The organism is Streptomyces mesophilus (genome assembly GCF_011044995.1).
Taxonomy (GTDB): domain Bacteria; phylum Actinomycetota; class Actinomycetes; order Streptomycetales; family Streptomycetaceae; genus Streptomyces; species Streptomyces mesophilus.
In genome coordinates, this window is the sequence record NZ_JAAKZW010000003.1 from 98,741 (window position 1) to 118,988 (window position 20,248).

Annotated in this window: 10 protein-coding genes; 9 read left to right on the top strand and 1 reads right to left on the bottom strand. The window is 69.7% G+C overall.

The genetic code is table 11. The annotated features are described in order from the left end of the window. The first annotated feature begins 7 nt into the window (after positions 1 to 7). The 6 genes from G6045_RS02075 to G6045_RS02100 all read left to right on the top strand — a co-directional run bounded on the left by G6045_RS02075 (position 8) and on the right by G6045_RS02100 (position 16,757). The gene (locus tag G6045_RS02075) at positions 8 to 7,783 is read left to right on the top strand and encodes a non-ribosomal peptide synthetase (RefSeq protein WP_165329993.1); all 7,776 of its coding nucleotides are present in this window, start codon (positions 8 to 10) and stop codon (positions 7,781 to 7,783) included. Positions 7,784 to 7,789: 6 nt separating this feature from the next. Beyond that, positions 7,790 to 12,775 (top strand): non-ribosomal peptide synthetase, encoded by a 4,986-nt coding sequence (locus tag G6045_RS42115; RefSeq protein WP_165329994.1) that lies wholly within the window; start codon positions 7,790 to 7,792, stop codon positions 12,773 to 12,775. A gap of 54 nt (positions 12,776 to 12,829) precedes the next feature. Continuing rightward, positions 12,830 to 13,558 (top strand): thioesterase II family protein, encoded by a 729-nt coding sequence (locus G6045_RS02085; RefSeq protein WP_165329995.1) that lies wholly within the window; start codon positions 12,830 to 12,832, stop codon positions 13,556 to 13,558. Positions 13,559 to 13,776: 218 nt separating this feature from the next. Next, a complete protein-coding gene (locus tag G6045_RS02090) occupies positions 13,777 to 14,739 on the top strand; it encodes an ATP-binding cassette domain-containing protein (RefSeq protein ID WP_165329996.1) in 963 nt (320 codons plus the stop codon). Then, positions 14,736 to 15,497: an ABC transporter permease gene (locus G6045_RS02095; RefSeq protein WP_165329997.1), complete on the top strand. Its 762-nt coding sequence runs from the start codon at positions 14,736 to 14,738 to the stop codon at positions 15,495 to 15,497. The genes G6045_RS02090 and G6045_RS02095 overlap by 4 nt, the downstream gene beginning before the upstream one ends. Positions 15,498 to 15,827: 330 nt before the next feature. Beyond that, positions 15,828 to 16,757, top strand: coding sequence for a phytanoyl-CoA dioxygenase family protein (locus G6045_RS02100; RefSeq protein WP_165329998.1), 930 nt, complete (start codon positions 15,828 to 15,830; stop codon positions 16,755 to 16,757). A 72-nt stretch (positions 16,758 to 16,829) separates the two neighbouring features. On the opposite strand, the gene G6045_RS02105 is transcribed toward G6045_RS02100, so the two are convergent. Then, positions 16,830 to 17,666 carry a putative nonproteinogenic amino acid hydroxylase gene (locus G6045_RS02105; RefSeq protein WP_165329999.1) on the bottom strand — a complete coding sequence of 279 codons (837 nt, stop codon included), beginning with the start codon at positions 17,664 to 17,666 and terminating at the stop codon, positions 16,830 to 16,832. 304 nt (positions 17,667 to 17,970) lie between these two features. Between G6045_RS02105 and G6045_RS02110 the strand changes: the two genes are divergently transcribed. The 3 genes from G6045_RS02110 to G6045_RS02120 are packed head-to-tail and all read left to right on the top strand — an operon-like array spanning position 17,971 to position 20,212. Next, entirely contained in the window at positions 17,971 to 18,234 is a 264-nt protein-coding gene (locus G6045_RS02110; protein WP_165330000.1) for an acyl carrier protein, read from the top strand. Next, entirely contained in the window at positions 18,231 to 19,481 is a 1,251-nt protein-coding gene (locus G6045_RS02115) for a cytochrome P450 (RefSeq protein ID WP_165330001.1), read from the top strand. Before G6045_RS02110 ends, G6045_RS02115 begins: the two co-directional genes overlap by 4 nt. Further along, a complete protein-coding gene (locus G6045_RS02120; protein ID WP_165330002.1) occupies positions 19,478 to 20,212 on the top strand; it encodes a thioesterase II family protein in 735 nt (244 codons plus the stop codon). The genes G6045_RS02115 and G6045_RS02120 overlap by 4 nt, the downstream gene beginning before the upstream one ends. The last annotated feature ends 36 nt before the right edge of the window (positions 20,213 to 20,248 follow it).

Below are 20,248 nucleotides of genomic sequence, written 5' to 3' on the forward strand. Positions count from 1 at the left end.
TAGCTCGATGATCCCGTTGTCCTTCGCTCAGCGCCGGTTGTGGTTCCTGGACCGTTTGGAGGGGCCGTCGGCGACGTACAACATCCCGTTCGCGCTGCGTCTCGAAGGGCCGCTGGACACCGGGGCGCTGGCCGCGGCGGTGGCGGACGTCGTCGGCCGGCACGAGAGCCTGCGCACGCTGCTCGTCGAGAGCGAGGACGGCACACCGCAACAGGTGATCGTGCCCGCCGCCGAGGCCGCTGTCCCGATGCCGGTGGTCGAGGTGAGCGCGGACGCGGTGGACGCGGCGCTGCGCGTCTTCGTGGCCGGGGGGTTCGAACTCGACAAGGATCTGCCGCTGCGTGCCACGGTGTTCCGCACGGCTCCGCAGGTGCATGTGGTGGTGTTCGTGTTCCATCACACGGCGGCCGACGGTGCGTCGATGGCGCCGTTCCTCACCGATCTGATCACCGCGTACGACGCCAGGCGCCAGGGTGACGCCCCCGATTACGTGCCGTTGGCGGTGCAGTACAAGGACTACTCGGTGTGGCAGCGCGACATGCTCGGTGACGAGGACGACCCGGACAGTGTGGCTGCCGAGCAATTGGCGTACTGGCGTGAGGAGTTGGCGGGGGTTCCGCAGCCGGTGCAGTTGCCGCTGGACCGGCCGCGGCCGACGTCGGCGAGCCATCGGGGCGGGTACGTCGACTTGGAGCTCGCACCGGAGCTGGTCAGCGGTATCGGCAAGCTCGCTTCCGCTCACGGTGCGACGGCGCCGATGGTTGCCCAGGCGGTCCTTGCGGTCCTGCTTCACCATCTCGGTGCGGGCAACGATCTGACGATCGGCAGTCCGATCGAGGGTCGTGCGGATGAGCAGCTGGAGGAGCTCGTCGGCTTCTTCGCCAATACGTGGGTGCTGCGGGTCGATCTGTCGAAGAACCCGACGTTCGACGAGCTCCTGGACCAGGTACGCGAGCGGGCACTGGGCGCGTACGACAACCAGGACGTGCCCTTCGAGCACCTGGTCGAGCTGCTCAGCCCGGACCGCACCACCGCCTACCAGCCCCTGTTCCAGGTGATGTTGGCGTGGCAGTTCGGCTGGTCGCCGATCGAGCTGTCAGGGCTGACGGTCACACCGCTGCCGTTGGGCACGGACACCGCGAAGTTCGATCTGTTCTTCAACATCGTGCCGGACGCGTCGGGTTGTGCGTACGGGCGTCTGGAGTACGCGACGGAGCTGTTCGACCACTCCACCGCGCAGGCCCTCGTCGACCGGTTCGTCCGCGTGCTGAGCCAGGTGGTCGCCGATCCGGGCAAGCGGATCGGCGGCGTGGATGTGCTCAGCGACGAGGAGCGAAGCCGGCTCGCGCTGCTCAACAACACGGCGGTGCCGGTCCAGGGGGTGACCGTGCCCGAGTTGGTGTCCGCGCAGGCCGCCCGAACGCCCGACGCGACAGCGGTCGTGTCGGGGCGGACCACGTTCTCGTACGGGGAGTTGGAGACCCGCGCCAGTCGTCTCGCGGCTGTGTTGCGTGAGCAGGGTGTCGGCCCGGACGTCTTGGTGGCGGTGGCCCTGCCCCGCACGGCCGACCTTCCCGTCGCGCTGCTCGCGGTGCTCAAGGCGGGCGGCGCTTATCTGCCGATCGACCCCGATTACCCGGCCGCCCGGGTGGATCTGCTGCTCAATGCGGCGAACCCGGCGCTCGTTCTCACCGACCTCGCGACGGCCCAGGCCGTCGACGGCTGCCGCCCGCCCGTGCTCCTCCTCGACGACCTGCAGCCGGACCTCGAACTCGACGGCCCGGGCGTCACGGGCGCGCCGGAAGGTCTCGATCCCGCTCATCTCGCCTACGTGATGTTCACGTCCGGGTCGACCGGGACGCCGAAGGGCGTCGCCCTCACCCACGCCGGCATCGTGAACGGCATCAAGGACCTGGCCACCCGCACCAGGGTCCGGGCGGGATCGCGGATGCTGGCGGCGACGTCGGTGAACTTCGACGTGTCCGTGTTCGAGATCTTCACCGCCCTGACCTCCGGCGCGAGTGTCGAGATCGCGCGTGACGTACTGGAGCTCACCGAGCGGGACAGCTGGTCGGGCGCCACGATCAGTGCCGTTCCCGCGGTGTTCACCGCACTCCTGGACCAGCTCGGCACGCAGGGCCGCCAGCTCGACGTGGACACCGTGGTCTTCGCGGGCGAGGCGCTCTCCTCGGACCTGGTCCGGAGGGTGCACAAGGAACTGCCCGGTACTCGCGTCATGAACGCGTACGGGCAGACCGAAAGTTTCTACGCCTCCACGTTCACGGCGCCGCACGACTGGACCGGCACGGGAGCCGTGCCGGTGGGCACGCCGCTTGCGAACATGCAGGCGTTCGTGCTGGGCCCGGAGCTGGCTCCGCTGCCGCCGGGTGTGGTCGGCGAACTGTACGTGGCGGGTCTGGTCGCGCGCGGTTACTACGGCAACAGCGCGGCCACGGCCGAACGCTTCGTGGCCAGCCCCTTCGGCCCGCCAGGTGCGCGCATGTACCGCACCGGTGACCTGGCCCGCTGGGATGCCGAGGGTCAGCTGGTCTATGAGGGCCGCGCGGACAACCAGGTCAAGGTGAACGGCATCCGGGTGGAGCCGACCGAGATCGAGGCCGTGCTCGCCCAGCACCCTGCGGTGAGCCGGGCGGTGGTCACCGTTGTCGAGGACCCCACCGGTACCAAGCGGCTCGTCGGCTACGTGGCACAGACCGCAGGGGACTCCGAGGGCGGCGGGGGAGACATCAACGCCGGCGCGACCGTGGCGGATCTGCGGCGGTTCGCGGCCAAGCGGCTGCCCCAGTACATGGTGCCCGCCCAGTTGATCACCCTGGACCGGCTGCCGCTGACGGCGAACGGCAAGCTGGACCGTGCCGCTCTGCCGGTGCCGGAGTTCACCGGGGGTGAGTACCGCGCGCCGCGCAACGACACCGAGCGGATCCTCGCCGAGGTGTACGCGGACGTGCTGGGCGCCGGTGAGATCGGTATCGAGGACGACTTCTTCACCAGCGGCGGGGACAGCATCCGTTCCATCCAGGTTGTGGCTCGCGCCAAGAGCCGCGGTGTCACTGTCACCACCCGGGAGATCTTCGAGCAGCGCACCGTGCTCCGTCTCGCCGAGCTCGTCGCCGAGCGGGCTGACGAGGAGCGGGTGGTCTTGGCCGAGCTGCCGGGCCGCGGTGTCGGTTGGGCTCCGTTGCCGCCGACCGCCGCACACGTGCTGCAACTGGGCGGCAGTATCGGCCGGTTCTGCATGTCCGCGCTGCTGACTCTGCCCGCAGACATCGACCGGCCCACTTTGGTCGCGACCCTGCAAGCTGTCCTGGACCGGCATGACGCGCTGCGTTCGAAGCTGGACCGGGTCAACCCCGGTCTGTGGATGCTGCCGCCGGGCAGCGTGCGCGCTGACGAGCTGCTGAGTGACGTGCCGTACGTCGCGGGAGAGGTGCAGCGGGAGCTGGACTCCGCCGCTGACCGCCTGGAGCCCGACGCGGGCGTGATGGCGCAGTTCGTACGCTTCACCGAAGCCGAGGACGGGCAGCCGGACCGGTTGTTGATCGTGCTGCATCACCTGGTCGTGGACGGTGTGTCCTGGCGCGTCCTGCTGCCGGATCTGGTCGATGTGTGGAAGCAGGCGGTAAGCGGCACCGAGGCAGACGAGTCGGCCCTCACCGGTACGTCGCTGCGCCGCTGGCTGCACGCGCTGGCCGAGCAGGCCGCCACCGAGCAGCGCGTCGCGGAACTTCCGGTGTGGCAGGAGATTCTCGCGGGTGATGAACCTGCACTGGGTGCACGGGAGTTGGACCCGGCGCTCGATGTGACGGCGACCGTGGACACGGTCCGCATCCAGATCCCCGCCGAGGTGACCGGTCCGCTCTTGAACAAGGTCCCCGCCGTCTTCCGGGGCGGGGTCGACGACGGCCTGCTCGCCGGCCTGGCCCTCGCGCTGGCCCGCTGGCACGCCAACCGCGGCAATGATGCCGCCTCCACTCTGGTCCGCCTGGAAGGCCACGGCCGCGAAGAGCATCTGATCCCGGGCGCGGACCTGTCCGGCACGATCGGTTGGTTCACCGCCATGTACCCGGTGCGTCTGGACGTGACCGGGATCGACCTCACCGACGCCTTCGCCGGCGGCGCGGCGGCCGGTCAGGCTGTCAAGGCGGTCAAGGAACAACTGCGGGCGATCCCCGACGCGGGCCTCGGTTACGGCTTGCTGCGGCACCTGAACGCGACGACGGGCCGGCAGCTCTCCGGTCTGGCCCGGCCGCAGATCGGCTTCAACTATCTGGGCAAGGCCTCTGCGGCCGATCTCCCCGAGGACCTGCGGAACCTGGGCTGGGCCCCGGACACCACCCACCAGGACCTGATCGCGGCAGCCGACGCGGACATGCCGGTGCTGTCCGCGCTGGAGATCAACGCGGTCGCCACCGACACCGGCGCCGGTGAGCAGTTGACCGCGTACTTCGGCTTCCCCACCGGCGTCCTCACGCGTCAAGAAGTCACCGAACTCGCCGACTTGTGGCTCCAGGCGTTGACCGCTCTGGCCCACCACGCCACCGCCCCCGAGGCCGGTGGCCTCACCCCCAGCGACGCCCCGCTCGTCTCGGTCGGCCAGAGCGAGATCGACGCCTGGCAGGAACGCTTCGGCAAGCTCACCGAGATCTGGCCGACCACCCCCGCCCAGTCCGGGATCCTCTTCCAGGCGAAGCTGGCCGGGGCGGACTTCGACCCGTACCACATCCAGCTCGTCTTCCATCTGTCCGGACGGGTCGACCCCGAGCGGATGCACCGCGCCGCACAGGCACTGCTCGACCGCTATCCCGCGCTGCGCGCCGCGTTCGTCGACCCGGCCGACGGCGCCCTCGTCCAGGTGATCCCGGAGGCGGTGAAGCTGCCGTGGCAGTACCTCGACCTGAGCGCCGTCGAGGAGCCGGAGCGCACCGAGCGGTTCGAAGCCTTCCTGAAGGACGACCAGAGGACCTACTTCGACGCGGAGCGCCCGCCGCTGATGCGGCTCGCCCTCGCCGTCCTCGACCCGGACCGGCCCGAACTCGTCCTGACCGCGCACCACGCGCTCTACGACGGCTGGTCCACGCCCCTGCTCATGCGGGACCTGCTGCTGCTCTACGCGTCCGACGGTGGCCTGAGCGCCTTGCCGCCCACCCGCGACTACGGCGAGTTCCTGTCCTGGCTCACCCGCCAGGACCAGGACGAGGCCGCCCGGGCGTGGGCGCAGGACCTCGAGGGGATCGAGGAGCCGGCGCTGCTGGCCGCCGAGTCCGCGGGCACCGACAACGGGCTGCGCGACCAGGTCGAGGCCCCGCTCCCGATCGAGCAGGCCCACGAACTCGTGCGCCGCGCGAGCGAGTTGGGCGTGACCGTCAACACTCTGGTGCAGGGCGCCTGGGCGCTGCTGCTCGGCCAGCTCACCGGCCGCCAGGACGTGGTGTTCGGTGCCACCGTCTCCGGCCGCCCGCCCGCCGTCGCGGACGTCGAGACGATGGTCGGGATGTTCATCAACACCCTGCCCGTACGCGTCACTTACGAGCCCGGTGAGACCGTCGCCGACTTCCTGGGCCGGCTGCAGAGCCGCCAGGCCGCCCTTGCGGACCACCACTACTACGGGCTCGCCGACATCCAGCAGGCCGCCGGAGTCCGCTCACTGTTCGACACCCTGGTCGTCTTCGAGTCGTACCCGGTCGACCGGGAGGGCATCGGCGCAGCCAGCGACGCCGCCGACGGCATCACCTTCACCGGCATGCGCCCCTTCGCCGGCAACCACTACCCGCTGTGCCTGACCGCGGCGGCCGACCCGCATCTGCAGCTCGTCATCCAGTACGCCCCGTCCGTCCTCGACCGGGCCACCGTCGAGCTGCACGCGGCCCGGCTCGTGAGCTTCCTGCGTCAACTGGCCACCAACCCCGACCTGTTGGTCGCGCAGATCGACTCCCTGGAGCCGGGCGAACGCGACCGGATGCTGGCCCGGTACGACGAGGCCGCCGCCCGGGCCCGGCACGTCACCCTCACCGAACTCGTCGAGGCACAGGTGGCGCGGACCCCGGACCGGGTCGCCGTCGTCTGCGGCGGCGCCTCCCTCACGTACGCCGAACTCGACGCCCGCGCCGAAGCGCTCGCCGCGGACCTCGCCGGTCGGGGAGTGGGCCCGGAGACCGTGGTGAGCGTGGTCCTTCCACGCGGCGTGAACGTGGTCGTGGCGCTGCTCGGCGTACTGAAGGCCGGCGGAGCGTATCTGCCCGTCGACCCCGCCTACGCCGCAGCACGCCTGCCGTACGTGCTGCCCACCGCACGGCCCCACCTGATCCTGGCCGACGCCGGGACCAGCCGCCTGGTGCCCGAGACGGACATCCCGGTCCGCCTGCTCGACGAGGTGGACCTGCACGCCACCGCCGAGGGTGCCGCGCTGCGACCGAAGGCCGGTCCGGACAATCTCGCCTACGTCATCTACACCTCGGGATCCACCGGCGTCCCCAAGGGCGTGGGCGTCACCCAGGCCACCGTCGTCAACGCCGTGGACACCATGGTCGAACAGGCCGGTGCACAGGACGGCCTGCGCATCCTGGTCGCCGCCTCGTTCGGATTCGACGTCGCCACCTTCGAGACGTTCGCCGCGCTCACCACCGGCGGCACCGCCGAGATCGTGCGCGACGTCCTGGAGCTGGCCGAGCGCGACAACTGGGACGTCGACGTCATCTGCTCGGTGCCCTCCGCCTTCGCCGAACTCGTCGACCAGCTCGCCGACCGCATCGATCCGACGGCCCTGAACATCTCCGGCGAGGTGCTCACCCCTGTCCTCGCCGAACGGGTGCGCAGCCGCTGGCCCAAGGCCCGCGTCATCAACAGCTACGGTCCCAGCGAGACGTTCTACGCCACTGCCCACCTGCTCGATCCGCAGCAGGCCTACGGCAACGGCGTGCCCATCGGCGCCCCCTTCCCCGGCGTACGGGCCTACATCCTCGGTCCCGGTCTGGGGCTGCTGCCCCCCGACACCCCCGGCGAGCTGTATCTGGCCGGGGCCGGCCGCGGCTACCACCGCCAGTCCCGCCTGACCGCCGACCACTTCGTCCCCGACCCGTACGGGCCGCCCGGCTCACGGATGTACCGCACCGGCGACCTCGCCCGCCTGACCCGGGACGGGGAACTTCTCCACCTGGGCCGGATCGACACCCAGGTGAAGATCCGCGGCTACCGCGTCGAACCCGCCGAGGTCGAGGCGGCCCTGACCACGCATCCGCAGATCGCGCAGGTCGCCGTCGTCACCCAGCACCCCGGCGACAAGGCCCCTTTCCTGGCCGCCTACCTCGTCCCCGCCGAGGGCGCCACCGTCCCGGACGCGGCCGAGATCCAGGAGCACCTGGCCGACCGGCTGCCCGAGTACATGGTCCCGGCCGCGTACGTACCACTGGAGCGGCTGCCTCTGTCGCCCAACGGCAAGCTGGACCTCAAGGCCCTGCCCGCCCCCGACCTCACGACCGGGACCCCCTACCGGGCGCCGAGCACCCCGCGCGAGGAGTCCTTGGCGAAGCTCTTCGCCGACATCCTCGGCCTGGAGCAGGTCGGCGTCGACGACGGCTTCTTCGAGCTCGGCGGACACTCCCTGCTCGCCACGCGGCTGATCACCCGGGCCCGCGCGGAGCTCGGCATGGAGATACCCATCCGCAAGATCTTCGACCTGCCCACGGTGGCCGAGCTCGCGGCGTGGTCGCAGGAATCGGCCGTACCCGTCCGCCCCGCCCTGCGCCGGATGATCACCGAGGAGTAAAGACCAGTGATTCCGCTTTCGTTCGCGCAACGCCGCATGTGGCTCACCCACCAGCTGGAAGGCGGGGCCGAGACCTACAACATCTCACCGGCGTTCCGGCTGACCGGGCCCCTGGACCGGGACGCACTCGCCGCGGCCCTGCACGATGTGGTCGCCCGCCACGAGACCCTGCGCACGCTGTTCCTGACCGACGACAACGACGAGCCGTACGCAAAGATCCTGCCGGCCGCCGAGGCCGAGGTCCCGCTGCCGGTCGTCGACGTCGCCGGCGGCGAACTGGGCGGCGCCGTCGACGCGTTCATCGCGCACCGCTTCGACCTGGCGGCCGAGACCCCGCTCAAGGCACGGCTGTTCCGCCTCGCGCCCGAGGAGCACGTCCTCGTACTGCTCATCCAGCACATCGCCTCCGACGGCGTCTCCGGCGGACCGCTGTCCCGGGACCTGATCGCCGCGTACACCGCCCGGCGGGACGGCCGCGCTCCCGTGTACGAGCCGCTGCCGGTGACGTACAAGGACTACGCGCTGTGGCAGCGCGAACTGCTCGGCGACGTGAACACCCCCGGCTCGCTCGCCGCGGCCCAGGCCGAGTACTGGCGCAAGCAACTGACCGGCGTACCGCAGCCGTTGAACCTGCCGCTGGACCGCCCGCGGCCCGCCCAGCGCTCGACGCAGGGCGGCTCGATCTCCCTCACGGTGGAGCCGGAGGTCACGGCGGGACTGCAGAAGCTGGCCGACGAACGCGGCATGACCATGGCGATGGTCCTGCAGGCAGCGCTCGGCGTACTCCTGAGCAAGCTCGGCGGCGGGGACGACCTCACGATCGGCGGACCGATCGCCGGACGCACCGACGAAGGCCTCGCCGATCTGGTCGGCCTCTTCGTCAACACCCAGGTGCTGCGGGTCGACCTGTCCGGCAACCCCTCCTTCGCCGCGCTGCTGCCGCAGGTGCGGGACAAGGCGCTGGCCGCCTACGAGCACCAGGACGTGCCGTTCGAAACCCTGGTCGAACTGATCAACCCCGAGCGCTCCACCGCGTACCAGCCGCTGTTCCAGGTGATGTTCGCCTGGCAGAGCTTCGAGAAGCACTCCGTCCAACTCCCCGACCTCAAGGTCGAGTTCGAGCAGTACCTCACCCAGACCTCCCTCACTGACCTGTTCATCGGCATGGCCGTGGACGGCGACGGGGCGCTGCGCGGCGACCTCATGTACGCGACCCAGCTCTTCGACCGTACGACCGCCGAGGCCATCGGCGCTCGCTTCGCGCGTGTCCTGCGGCAGGTGGTCGCCGACCCGAATGCTCCGATCAGCTCGATCGAGGTGCTGGAGCAGAAGGAACGCGACTGGCTGGTGCGGGGGATCAACGACACCGTGCAGCCGGTGGTCGCTGACACGTTGCCGTCGGCGTTTGAGGCGCAGGTGGCGCGGACGCCGGATGCGCTTGCCCTGGTGGGTGAGCAGGAGCGGTTGTCGTACGGGGAGTTCAACCGGCGTGCGAACCAGTTGGCGCATTGGCTGGTCGAGCAGGGTGCGGGGCCTGAGTTGCTGGTGGCGGTGAAGATTCCGCGGTCGGTGGGTCTGCTGGTGGCCATCTATGCGGTGGTCAAGGCGGGTGCGGCGTATGTGCCGATCGATCCGGAGTTGCCCGAGGACCGTGTGCGGCACGTCCTCGCGAGCGCGAAGCCGCTGCTGGTGCTGGAGGAAGAACTCCCGGACGTGTCCGGGTATCCGGAGTCGAATCCGGTGCGTGAGCTGTCGCCGGACAATGCGGCGTACGCGATCTTCACGTCGGGTTCGACGGGTGGTCCGAAGGGTGTGCCGGTGGCGCACCGGGCGATCATGAACCGTCTGGCGTGGGGTCTTTCGCACTTCTCTGTCGGTGTCGAGGACCGGGTGCTGTTGAGCACGACGGCGAGTTTCGACGTATCGGTGCCGGAGATCTTCGCCCCGTTGCAGGTGGGTGCGGCCATTGTGATCGCGCGCCCGGACGGCCGACGCGACCCGGCGTATCTCGCGGAGCTGATCCAGCGCGAGGGTGTGACGGGCGCGGACTTCGTACCGTCCCTGCTCGAAGCATTCGTGACCGAACCCACTGCCGGGCAGTGCACGAGCCTGCGGTGGATCGAGGTGGCGGGAGAGGCCTTCCCGCCGCAACTCGCCAACCGAGTCGCGGAGTTGTTGCCGAGCTGCTCCGTCAACAATCTCTACGGGCCCACCGAGGCGGCTGTGGAGGTCACCGCCTGGGAGCACGTGCCGGGTGAGGACCGGGTGCCGATCGGTGCCCCGGTATGGAACACGCAGGTGTACGTACTCGACTCGGCGCTGCGACCGGTCGCACCCGGCGTGGCAGGGGAGTTGTACCTCGCCGGCGTGCAGCTGGCCCGCGGTTACCTCGGGCAGACCGGTCTTACGGCGGGCCGGTTCGTGGCATCCCCGTTCGGCGAGCCGGGCAGCCGCATGTACCGCACGGGCGACTTGGTGAAGTGGACCAAGGACGGTCAGGTCGAGTACCTCGGCCGCACCGACTTCCAGGTCAAGGTCCGTGGCTTCCGTATCGAACTCGGCGAGATCGAACAGGCGTTGACCTCGCATCCCGCGGTGGCGCAGGCGGCCGTCGCCGTACGCGAGGACCAGAAGGGCGACCAGCGCCTCGTCGCCTACGTGGCACCCGACCCGGACGCCGTCACGGCCGACACCGCCGGTCAGCTGGCCGCGTGGCGCGAGACCTTCGACGACGCCTGGCACGACACCGAGCACGTGCCCTTCGGCGAGGACCTCCAGCAGTTCAAGGAGGCGGTGTACACCGGACAGCCGCTGAACGACGAGGACGTCGAGCAGTGGCGCGACGCGGCAGCCGCGCAGGTGCTGCGCTTCGCGCCGCGGCGCGTCCTGGAGATCGGCGTGGGCTCGGGACTGCTGATGTCCAAGGTCGTCGGCGAGGTCGAGGAGTACTGGGCCACCGATGTCTCCGAGTCCGTCGTGGAGCGGCTCACCGAGCAGGTGGAGGAGGCGGGCCACGGCGACCGCGTCCACCTGAGCGTCCAGGCTGCGGACGACCTTCTCGGCCTGCCCGGCGGCTCGTTCGACACCGTGGTCCTCAACTCGGTGACGCAGTTCTTCCCCGGTACGGACTATCTGGACCGGGTTCTCACCGGCGTCCTGGCTCTGCTCGCGCCGGGCGGAAGGCTGATCGTCGGGGATGTGCGCAACGCGGCCACCCAGCGCACCCTGGCCGCCGCCGAGGCCCGCGCCGAACAGCCCTACGCCTCGCACGAGGAGCTGCGGGCCTCGGTCGAGCAGACGCTGCTCGCCGAACGCGAACTGTTCGTCGCCCCGCAGTGGTTCACCGACTGGGCCGCCGAGAACGGCGCCGGTGTCGACATCCGGCTGAAGCCGGGCGCCGCGCACAACGCGCTGACCCGGCACCGCTTCGAGGTCGTCCTGCACAAGGACCGGGCCACCGCCCTCGACCTGACGACCGTGCCCACAACGCCCTGGAGCGGCGACCACAGCGCTCTGGCCGCCGTCGTGCGCCGGACCGGCGGACCACTGCGCGTGACGGGCATCCCCAACGCCCGCCTCGTCGAAGAGGCCGCCACGGCGACGTTCGCCGCGGTCGTGCACGAGGACACCCTGCCCGGCACGCCGGGCGACCCGCACCAGATCGCCGCCTGGGCCGCACAGCAAGGCCTGGACGCGGTGCTCACCTGGTCCGGCGCGCACCCGCACGCCTTCGACGCGGTGCTGCTGCCCCAGGGCCACACCACCGGGTCCGTGACGGGGACCTACGTACCCGGCGACACCGTCGGCCGGCCCCGGTCCAATGCCCCGGCTCTCGCCACGGCCCTGGAACCGCTGCTCGCCGAACTCCCCGACTACCTGCGCGGGCGCCTGCCCGACTACATGGTCCCGGCGGCGGTCGTTCCGCTGTCCCGGCTGCCGCTCACCGCATCCGGCAAGATCGACCGCAACGCGCTGCCGTCCGAGCACACCACCACCGTCAGCAGCGGAGAGCCGCGCAACTCGCACGAGGAGGAGCTCTGCGGCTTCTTCGCCGACCTGCTCGGCCTCGAACGCGTCGGCATCGACGACGACTTCTTCGCCCTCGGCGGGCACTCCCTGCTCGCGACCCGGCTCGGCGCCCGTATCCGCAAGCACTTCGGCGTCGACATGCCGCTGCGGACCATCATCCAGTACCCGACCGTCGCCGAGCTGGCCGCGCTGCTGCTCATCGGCTCCATCCCCGGCGAGCACGACGACTCGTTCGGTGTCGTCCTGCCGCTGAACCGCGACCCCGGCACCGGCAAGCCGCCGGTGTGGTTCGTGCACGGCGGCGGCGGCCTCGGCTGGGCGTACTTCACCTTCGCCCCCTGGACACCGGACCGGCCGTGCTACGCCCTGCAGTCCCGCGGCTCCAACGGCAAGGACCCGGTGGCCGGTTCGGTGCAGGAGATGGTCGACGACTACCTCGAGCAGATCCTCAAGGTCCAGCCGGAGGGCCCGTACAACCTCGTCGGCTGGTCCTACGGAGCGCCCATCGCGCACGCCATCGCGGTGCAGCTCGACCAGCTGGGCCACCGGATCGAGACCCTGGCCGTCCTCGACGCCCAGCCGGCGAGCCCCGACCCCGAGAACGGGTTCAACCAGGTGGCCGACCGGACCCCGGAGCTCTACCGGGAGGACGTCGAGGAGGTCTTCGGCCAGTTCATGAACACCGGCAACATGGACAGCTTCCTGGTGAACATGTCCCGCGTGGGGTCCAACAACCTGCAGAAGATGGGCGACTTCGACTCGCCCGTCTACCGCGGCGACCTTCTGTACTTCAACGCGACCGTGGACAAGGTCGACGGGCTGACCTCCTACGGGCCCGACTGGCGGCCGCACATCGAAGGCTCCATCGAGGAGTACGACGTCGACGCCTCGCACCACGACCTGCACATGCCCAAGCCCGCAGGCCAGATCATGCAGGTCATCGCGCGCAAGCTGGCCCAGTGACCGGCGCGGCGACCAGGAATCCGAAGCAACGAGCAGAGTTGGGGGTCGACCAGAATGAGTGAGACCGGCACGCCCGCGGACCAGGAGAACGAGATCGCGCTGCTGTGCGTCCCGTTCGCCGGAGCGGGTCCATCCTTCTTCCACCCGTGGCGGGAGCTGGCCGCAGGCCGCTGGCGCGTGGCGACGGTGGACCTGCCCGGCAGGGAGAAGCGGCTGCTCGAGGAGCCGTACGGCAGTGTCGTCGAGGCGGCCAAGGCGGAGATCGACCGTGTCGTCGCCGAACTCGGTGAGGGCACCAGGACCATCCTGTTCGGTCACAGCCTCGGCGCCGTACTCGCCTATGAACTGGCGCATCTGCTCGGCCGGCGCAACGTGCCCGTCGAGCGCCTGGTCGTCAGCGGCTCGCCCGGGCCCTGGACCCAGCGCGAACGGCGGGCGGCGGGCCTGAGCGGGGACGAATTCCTCGCCAGGGTCGAGGAGTTCGCGGGCTTCCGGCACGAGGCCCTCGACCACCCGGAGATGCGCGAGCTGATCCTGCCCGCTTTGCATGCCGACTGCTCGATGCACGAGGCTTATGTGCCGAGCACCGACGACCTGGTGACGGTGCCGGTCGTGTCGCTGCGCGGCGACCACGACGGTCTCGTCACCGCCGAGGAAGCCCGGCAGTGGAAGGATGCGACGACCGGCACGTTCACCTATGTGGAGTTCCCGGGCGACCACATGTACCTCGTCGACCACGGCGAGCAGATCCTGGATGTGATCGCGGCACAGACAGTGACGTGATCGCGGCACAGACTGTCCAGAGCCGGCCAAGGACCCATCGGACCGTCCGGGACGGGTGACGACCCCTCCTCCCGGACGGTCCGATGCTTTGCCGGACACCGGCGCCGAGCCAGATCCCTACCAGGGACGGCAATTCGCGAGATTGCAGCTGAGAAGGCTCCACAGCCGTGTCAGGTCCGTGGCAGCGCCCTGTCAGCACAGCACGGAACAGTGGCGGTATGACGAGTTCCGCGATTGCAGTCTCAGGGCTGCGCAAAGCGTACGGCGACAAAGTCGTGCTGGACGGCATCGACTTCGAGGTCGCGGCGGGGTCCATCTTCTCCATGCTCGGCCCCAACGGTGCGGGCAAGACGACCACGGTGAACATCCTGACGACGCTGCTGACCGCCGACGCCGGAACGGTGCGCGTCGCCGGGCACGACGTGGCGAAGGCGACGAAGCAAGTGCGCGCCTCCATCGGTGTGACCGGCCAGTTCGCCGCGGTGGACGATCTGCTGTCCGGCCGCGAGAACCTGCAGCTGATGGCGGACCTGAAGCGAGTGGGCTCCGGTGACCAGGTCGTCAAGTCCCTCCTCGAACGCTTCGACCTCGAGGAGTCGGCGGACAAGATGGCCGTCACGTACTCCGGCGGCATGCGCCGCAAACTCGATCTGGCGATGACCCTGGTCGGTGCCCCCAAGATCATCTTCCTGGACGAGCCGACGACGGGCCTCGACCCGCGCAGCCGGCGCACCATGTGGGGCATCGTCCGCGACCTGGTGGCCGAGGGCACGACCATTTTCCTCACCACCCAGTACCTGGAAGAGGCCGACCAGCTCGCCGACCGGATCGTGGTCCTCAACCAGGGCCGCCTCGTGGCCCAGGGCACGGCCGACGAGCTCAAGCGGCAGATCCCCGGCACGCATGTGCGCCTGCGGTTCGCCGACCCGCAGGAACTCGGCGCGGCCGCGCGCATCCTGCCCGCCGGCACACCCGACGAGGAGGAGCTGGTCCTGCGGGTGCCCAGCGACGGCCAGTCGAGGTCGCTGCGGGCCCTGCTCGACCGGCTCGACGAACACGCCCTCAACGCACAGGAGTTCTCCGTGCACTCGCCCGACCTCGACGACGTGTTCCTCGCGCTGACCGGGGACACCGCCGACGTCGTCGCCCAGCGCACGGACAAGGAGGCGATCGCGCGATGAGCACCGCCACGGCACCTCTGGCCGACTCCGCCATCATGCTGCGCCGCAACATGAAGCACACCTTGCGGAACCCCACCACCGTGTTCAACGCGGTCCTGTTCCCCATCGTGATCATGCTCATGTTCGTCAAGGTCTTCGGCGGCGCGTTCAGCGTCGGCGTCGACTACATCGACTACGCGACACCGGGCCTGTTGGTGATGGCCGTCAGCTACGGCCTCGGGGCCACGGCCACAGCCGTCAACGACGACATGACCAAGGGCATCATCAACCGGTTCAAGACCATGGACGTCTCCCGCGGCTCCGTCCTGACCGGACACGTCGTGGTGACCACCGTGCGCTGCCTCGCGGCCGAGGCGGCCCTCATCGGCGTCGCCTTCCTCATGGGCTTCGACCCGAAAGCCGGCGCCGTCGACTGGCTCGGCGCCATCGGGCTGCTCGTCCTGCTCAGCTTCGGCGCGGGCTGGCTCACCGTCGCGATGGGCCTGGCCGCCAAGTCCGTGGAAACAGCCGGGCTCGGCACCGTACCGCTGATCATGCTGCCGTTCCTGAGCAGCGCGTTCGTGCCCGCGGACTCGATGGGCGCCGGCGTGCGGCAGTTCGCCGAGTACCAGCCCTTCACCCCCATCATCGAGACGCTGCGCGGCCTGCTCGCCGGCAACGTGTCCGGCGGCGACGCCGTCGTGGCCGTCGCCTGGTGCGTCGGCTTCGCCGTCGTCGGCTACGTCTGGGCGGTCTCCACCTTCAAGAAGCGCGCCTGACCGCTGTCTTGCCACCGAATGTCTTGTCAACGGGACAGCGCAACGCGCACATCCGACGGCGCGAACCACGGGCAGCAGTTGCAAACCGTGAACTCGACGTATTCCACCCCGCACCGGCGTCAGGCCTGCGGGCGTTGACACCCTCGATACGTCACGGCAGAGAATGGAGATGCCAGGGACTTGGCGGCACGGTCGGGACAGAAGTTCTCCGCCGCCCTGAAGTCTCCCGCGTATCAGGCGCGTTGCCGCGCCGAATTCTCTGATCCGCGTGATCCGGCCGATTCATTCCTTCCGGTAACGGGCCACCGAAACCTGCAAAGGATCTGACGCATGACCACAGCCGTGAGCGAAAGCGTCCTCGAGAAGGCAGCGAGGGAATACGCAGAGCAGGGCTTCTCCATCATTCGCAACGTCATACCGAAGGAACTCATCCAGGAGCTGCAGGCGCACGTCGCGTGGCTCACGCAGAAGTACCCGGACCTGCGACCCGAGCACTTCCATCACCCGCTGATCCGCAACGACGCCTTCTGGGCCCGCGTCGTCTCCGACCGCCGGCTCGTGGACATCGCGGAGTTCTTCCTCGGACCCGACGTGGCCTCGTTCACCGCCCACTACATCTGCAAGCCCCCCTACGACGGGCAGCCGGTGCTCTGGCACCAGGACGGCGCGTACTGGCCGCTCAGCCCGATGGACGCGCTCACGGTGTGGCTGGCCGTCGACGAGTCCACCGTCGAGAACGGCTGCCTGCGCATGATCCCCGGCAGCCACGTGCTGCCGCTGCACACGCCGACCTCCCGCACCGACACCGACAACATGCTGTTCTCCTCCGCACGCGACGAGATCGTGCGCCAGTGGTCCGAGGAGCGCGGCGTCGTCTGCATCGAACTGCAGCCGGGCGACGTGTCGATCCACCACCCCAACCTGCTGCACTGCTCGGAGCCGAACACCTCCGCCAGGCGCCGCTGCGGCCTCGACATGGGCTACATCTCCACGGCCACCCGTATCCACGGCGACCGCGTCTACCTGGACCCGCTCCTGGTACGCGGATCCGACCGGAGCGGCGTCAACACCTACCGGCCGTTCCCGGCCTACCAGGAGGGCGAGACGATCCCGTTCGCCGGCCAGGACGAGTGGGACGACCGTGTCACCCAGCTGAACGCGGCCCTGCCGTCGAGCGCTACGGCAGCGCCCGCCGAGAGCCCGATCGAGAGCACCCGGCACATGATGGACCGGCTGCGCGAAGGCACCACGACCCGCTGACACCACGCACACCGCCGAGGGGCGGCGCACCTCAGGTGCGCCGCCCCTCGGCGGTCTTCGCGGCAGACGGTGCTACCAGACGAAGGCCTCGTCCTCGGCCCGCTTCTCGATGCAGTACGTACGGAACGCCTGCGCCTTGGCGACCAGGTCCTCGTCCCCGGAGCGCCGCGCGGCCTGGATGTACCAGTCGAACGCCGCGGTGGCGTGCGCCTTGCGCTCGAAGTGAAGCTCGGCGAAGGGGCGGAAGCGCGCGTGCAGATTCTGCGCCGTGAACGTCTCACCGGAGGCGATGAGCTCCTCCAGCTCCGCGTCGCTGGGCGCCGGCGGCTCCACGACGCGCACCTGACGGGTCGCGGGAATCGTGCCGCTGATCTCCAGCGGCACGTCCTCGTCGGTGAAGTCGAGGCACAGGGACAGGCGCGCCTGTGTGCTGGTGCTGCGCGCCGAGTGCGGATCGGTCGAGTGGATCTTCCACACCTCGCCGCGGCGGATGTGGTACAGCGTGTCGTTCTCCGAGTGCAGGGACTCCTCGCTGGTGCGCAGCGGCACCTGCACCCGCAGACCGGGCTTCGCCCACTCCAGGAAGTCCACGTGCGGGGCGATGATCCCTTCGCGCAGCGCGAAGATACGCACCCACTGCAGCCGCTCCAGGGGGAAGTGCGTGGTCACCAGGGTCATGATGTTCGGCAGCTGCTCGCCCAGTTCGGTGAGCGCCAGCGTGCCCTCGTGCGGGCGGAACGTGACGTCGGACTCGGCGCCGCTGGCGTTGGCCAGCACGTGCGACGACCATGAGCCGAAGGTGAAGACGTCGTACTGGCCGCCGTATTCGTGGCGGTCCACGAGGGCCAGCTCCTCGTCCAGGTCGTACGAGTCGATGGGCAGTACCGCAAGTCGCTGAGACTTGAGCATGGAATTCCCCTCCACCACAGGATCTTCTGACACACCGAAAACCGCTGGGAGTTACTCCCGGCCGGCCGCCCCGACCGTACCGTCGCAGGCGCCAAAGGCTGTCCCGTCGGCGGGACAAAGGCTGTCCGGCAGGGGGTGCGTGACGTCTTTGCTTGCCCGGCCTTTTCCGTGGCATCTACGTTGGCGTCGCGACGGCCCCGAGCCTCGATTCCATCAGTACCCCGGGTCAATTCACGGATATGTCCCGCCGACGGGACGGCATGTGCGGAATTTCCCGTCAGGCAGAGGAAGGGAAAGGCTGAAAATGGAACGACAGGTCACGGCATCGAGTGCGCAGGCATCGCTCGTCGACGAAGTGGCCCAGCTGTGGGCCGAGTTCTTCACCGGCCGCGAAGTGGGCCCCGAAGACGACTTCTTCGCGCTGGGCGGCAACTCAATGACCGGAATCAAGATCATCGACCGGGTGGCCGAGGACTACGGAGTCCAGCTGTCCGTGCGCGACTTCTACCTGGCCCAGACCCCGAGCCGGGTCGCCGAACTGATCGAGCAGGGGCGGTCGGCGACGTGAGGCTGACGCCGGGGCCCGCGGGCGATGTCGACCTCGACACGGTCAACCTCTTCGATCTGGACCTGTACACGTCGGGTGATCCGCACCGGATCTGGGACGTCATGCGGGACAAGGCGCCCGTGCACCACCAAGTGCTCCCCGACGGACGGGAGTTCTGGTCGGTGACCCGCTACGAGGACGTGTGCCGGGTGCTCGGCGACCACCGCGAGTTCACGTCGGAGCGCGGCACGGTCCCCACCCACCTCGGGACCGACGACGAGGCGGCCGGCGTGCTGATGACGTCCACCGACCCGCCGCGGCACACCGAGGTTCGCCGGCCGCTCGGCTCCAAGCTCACCGCTCGCGCGGTGCGGTCGTGGGAGGACTCGATCCGCGCGACGATCGTGCGCTTCCTCGAGCCGGCCCTCGACGGGGAGCCCTACGACCTCGCGGAGCGGGCCCTGCTGCTGCCCGCGATGGTCACCGGGCCGTTGCTCGGCATCCCGGCCAAGGACTGGGAGGAGCTCGTCCAGCTCACCGCGATGGTGACGGCCCCCACGGACCGGCACTTCCTGGTCGGCCACGAGGCGGCGACGCTGGCCATCTCCCACCACGAACTGGTCAACTACGTACGGGACTGGGCGAGATCGCGCCGGGCCACGGGCGGCGAGGACGACAGCCTGCTGCACCACCTCATGAGCGTGCGGCCAGGCGGCGAGCCGCTGACCGACGAGGAGATCGCCCTCGACGGCTACAGCATCCTGCTCGGCGCCAACGTGACGACCCCGCATACCGTTTCGGGCACCGTACAGGCGCTGATCGAGCGGCCCGAGCAGTTCGAAAAGGCCCAGGCCGACCACTCGCTGATACCGAACCTGGTCGAGGAAGGGCTGCGCTGGACGTCGGCCGCCTGCAATTTCATGCGGTACGCGGTGGACGACGTCGAGCTCGACGGGGGAGTGATCCCGGCCCGCGGCGCCGTCGTCGCATGGATCGGATCGGCCAACCGCGACGCCGCCCAGTTCGCCGATCCGCACACGTTCGACATCACCCGGCCCAACGCCAAACGCCAGGTGGCGTTCGGCTACGGACCGCACTTCTGCATCGGCGCGCCCCTGGCCCGGATGACCCTGCGGATCTTCTTCGAGGAACTGCTCCAGCGGTTCGGCTCGCTCGAACTGGCCGGTGATCCCGAGCACTTGCGCTCGTACTTCATCGCCGGGATGACCCATCTGCCCATCGTCGCCCAGGAACGGCGGACGCCATGACCACCGGTACCACCACCACGTCACCGTGGTTCGTGCGCCCACCGGGCACCGACCACCCGGCCCGCATGTTCTGCTTCCCCTTCTCCGGCGCGGGCGCCTCGGCGTTCAGCGCCTGGCCGGCCGACCTCGACGGGATCGAGATCTGCCCGGTGCAGTTCCCCGGCCGGGAGAACCGGCTCGGCCACCCGCATTACGGCACGTACGAGCATCTCGCCGACGCGCTCGTCGAACCGCTCACTCCGTGGCTGGACCGCCCCTACGCGTTCTTCGCGCACTGCGCGGGCGCGGTGCCCGCGTACGAGACCGTGCTCCGTCTCGCCGCACGGGGACTGCCGACGCCCGAGGTCCTGTTCGTGTCCGGGCAGCCCGCCCCGCACGACGCGGCCCGCGACCGGATGCTCTCCATGAGCGAGCCCGAACTGCGCGCCGAGGTCCGCTCCTTCGTGCGCAGCCGGGGCGTCGAACCGCGCCCCGACATGCTCGACCTGGGTGTCATGGTGCTGCTGCGCGACACCGCGGCCGCGAGCGCCTACCGGCGGACCGAACCCGCCACGGTGGACTGTCCCGTCGTCGTCCTGCACTGGCGCGAGGACACGGACGTGGACCTCGAGGACCTGTACGGGTGGCGCAGCTATGCGGACTCGGTCGAGTTCCGGGTCCTGAACGGCGGCCATTACGACTTCATGGACGCGCCCGGAGAGCTACGGGAGCTGATCACCGGCTGGCGTTGAGCTCGGCGCGGATCGCACCTCGAACCTTGCCTGTCA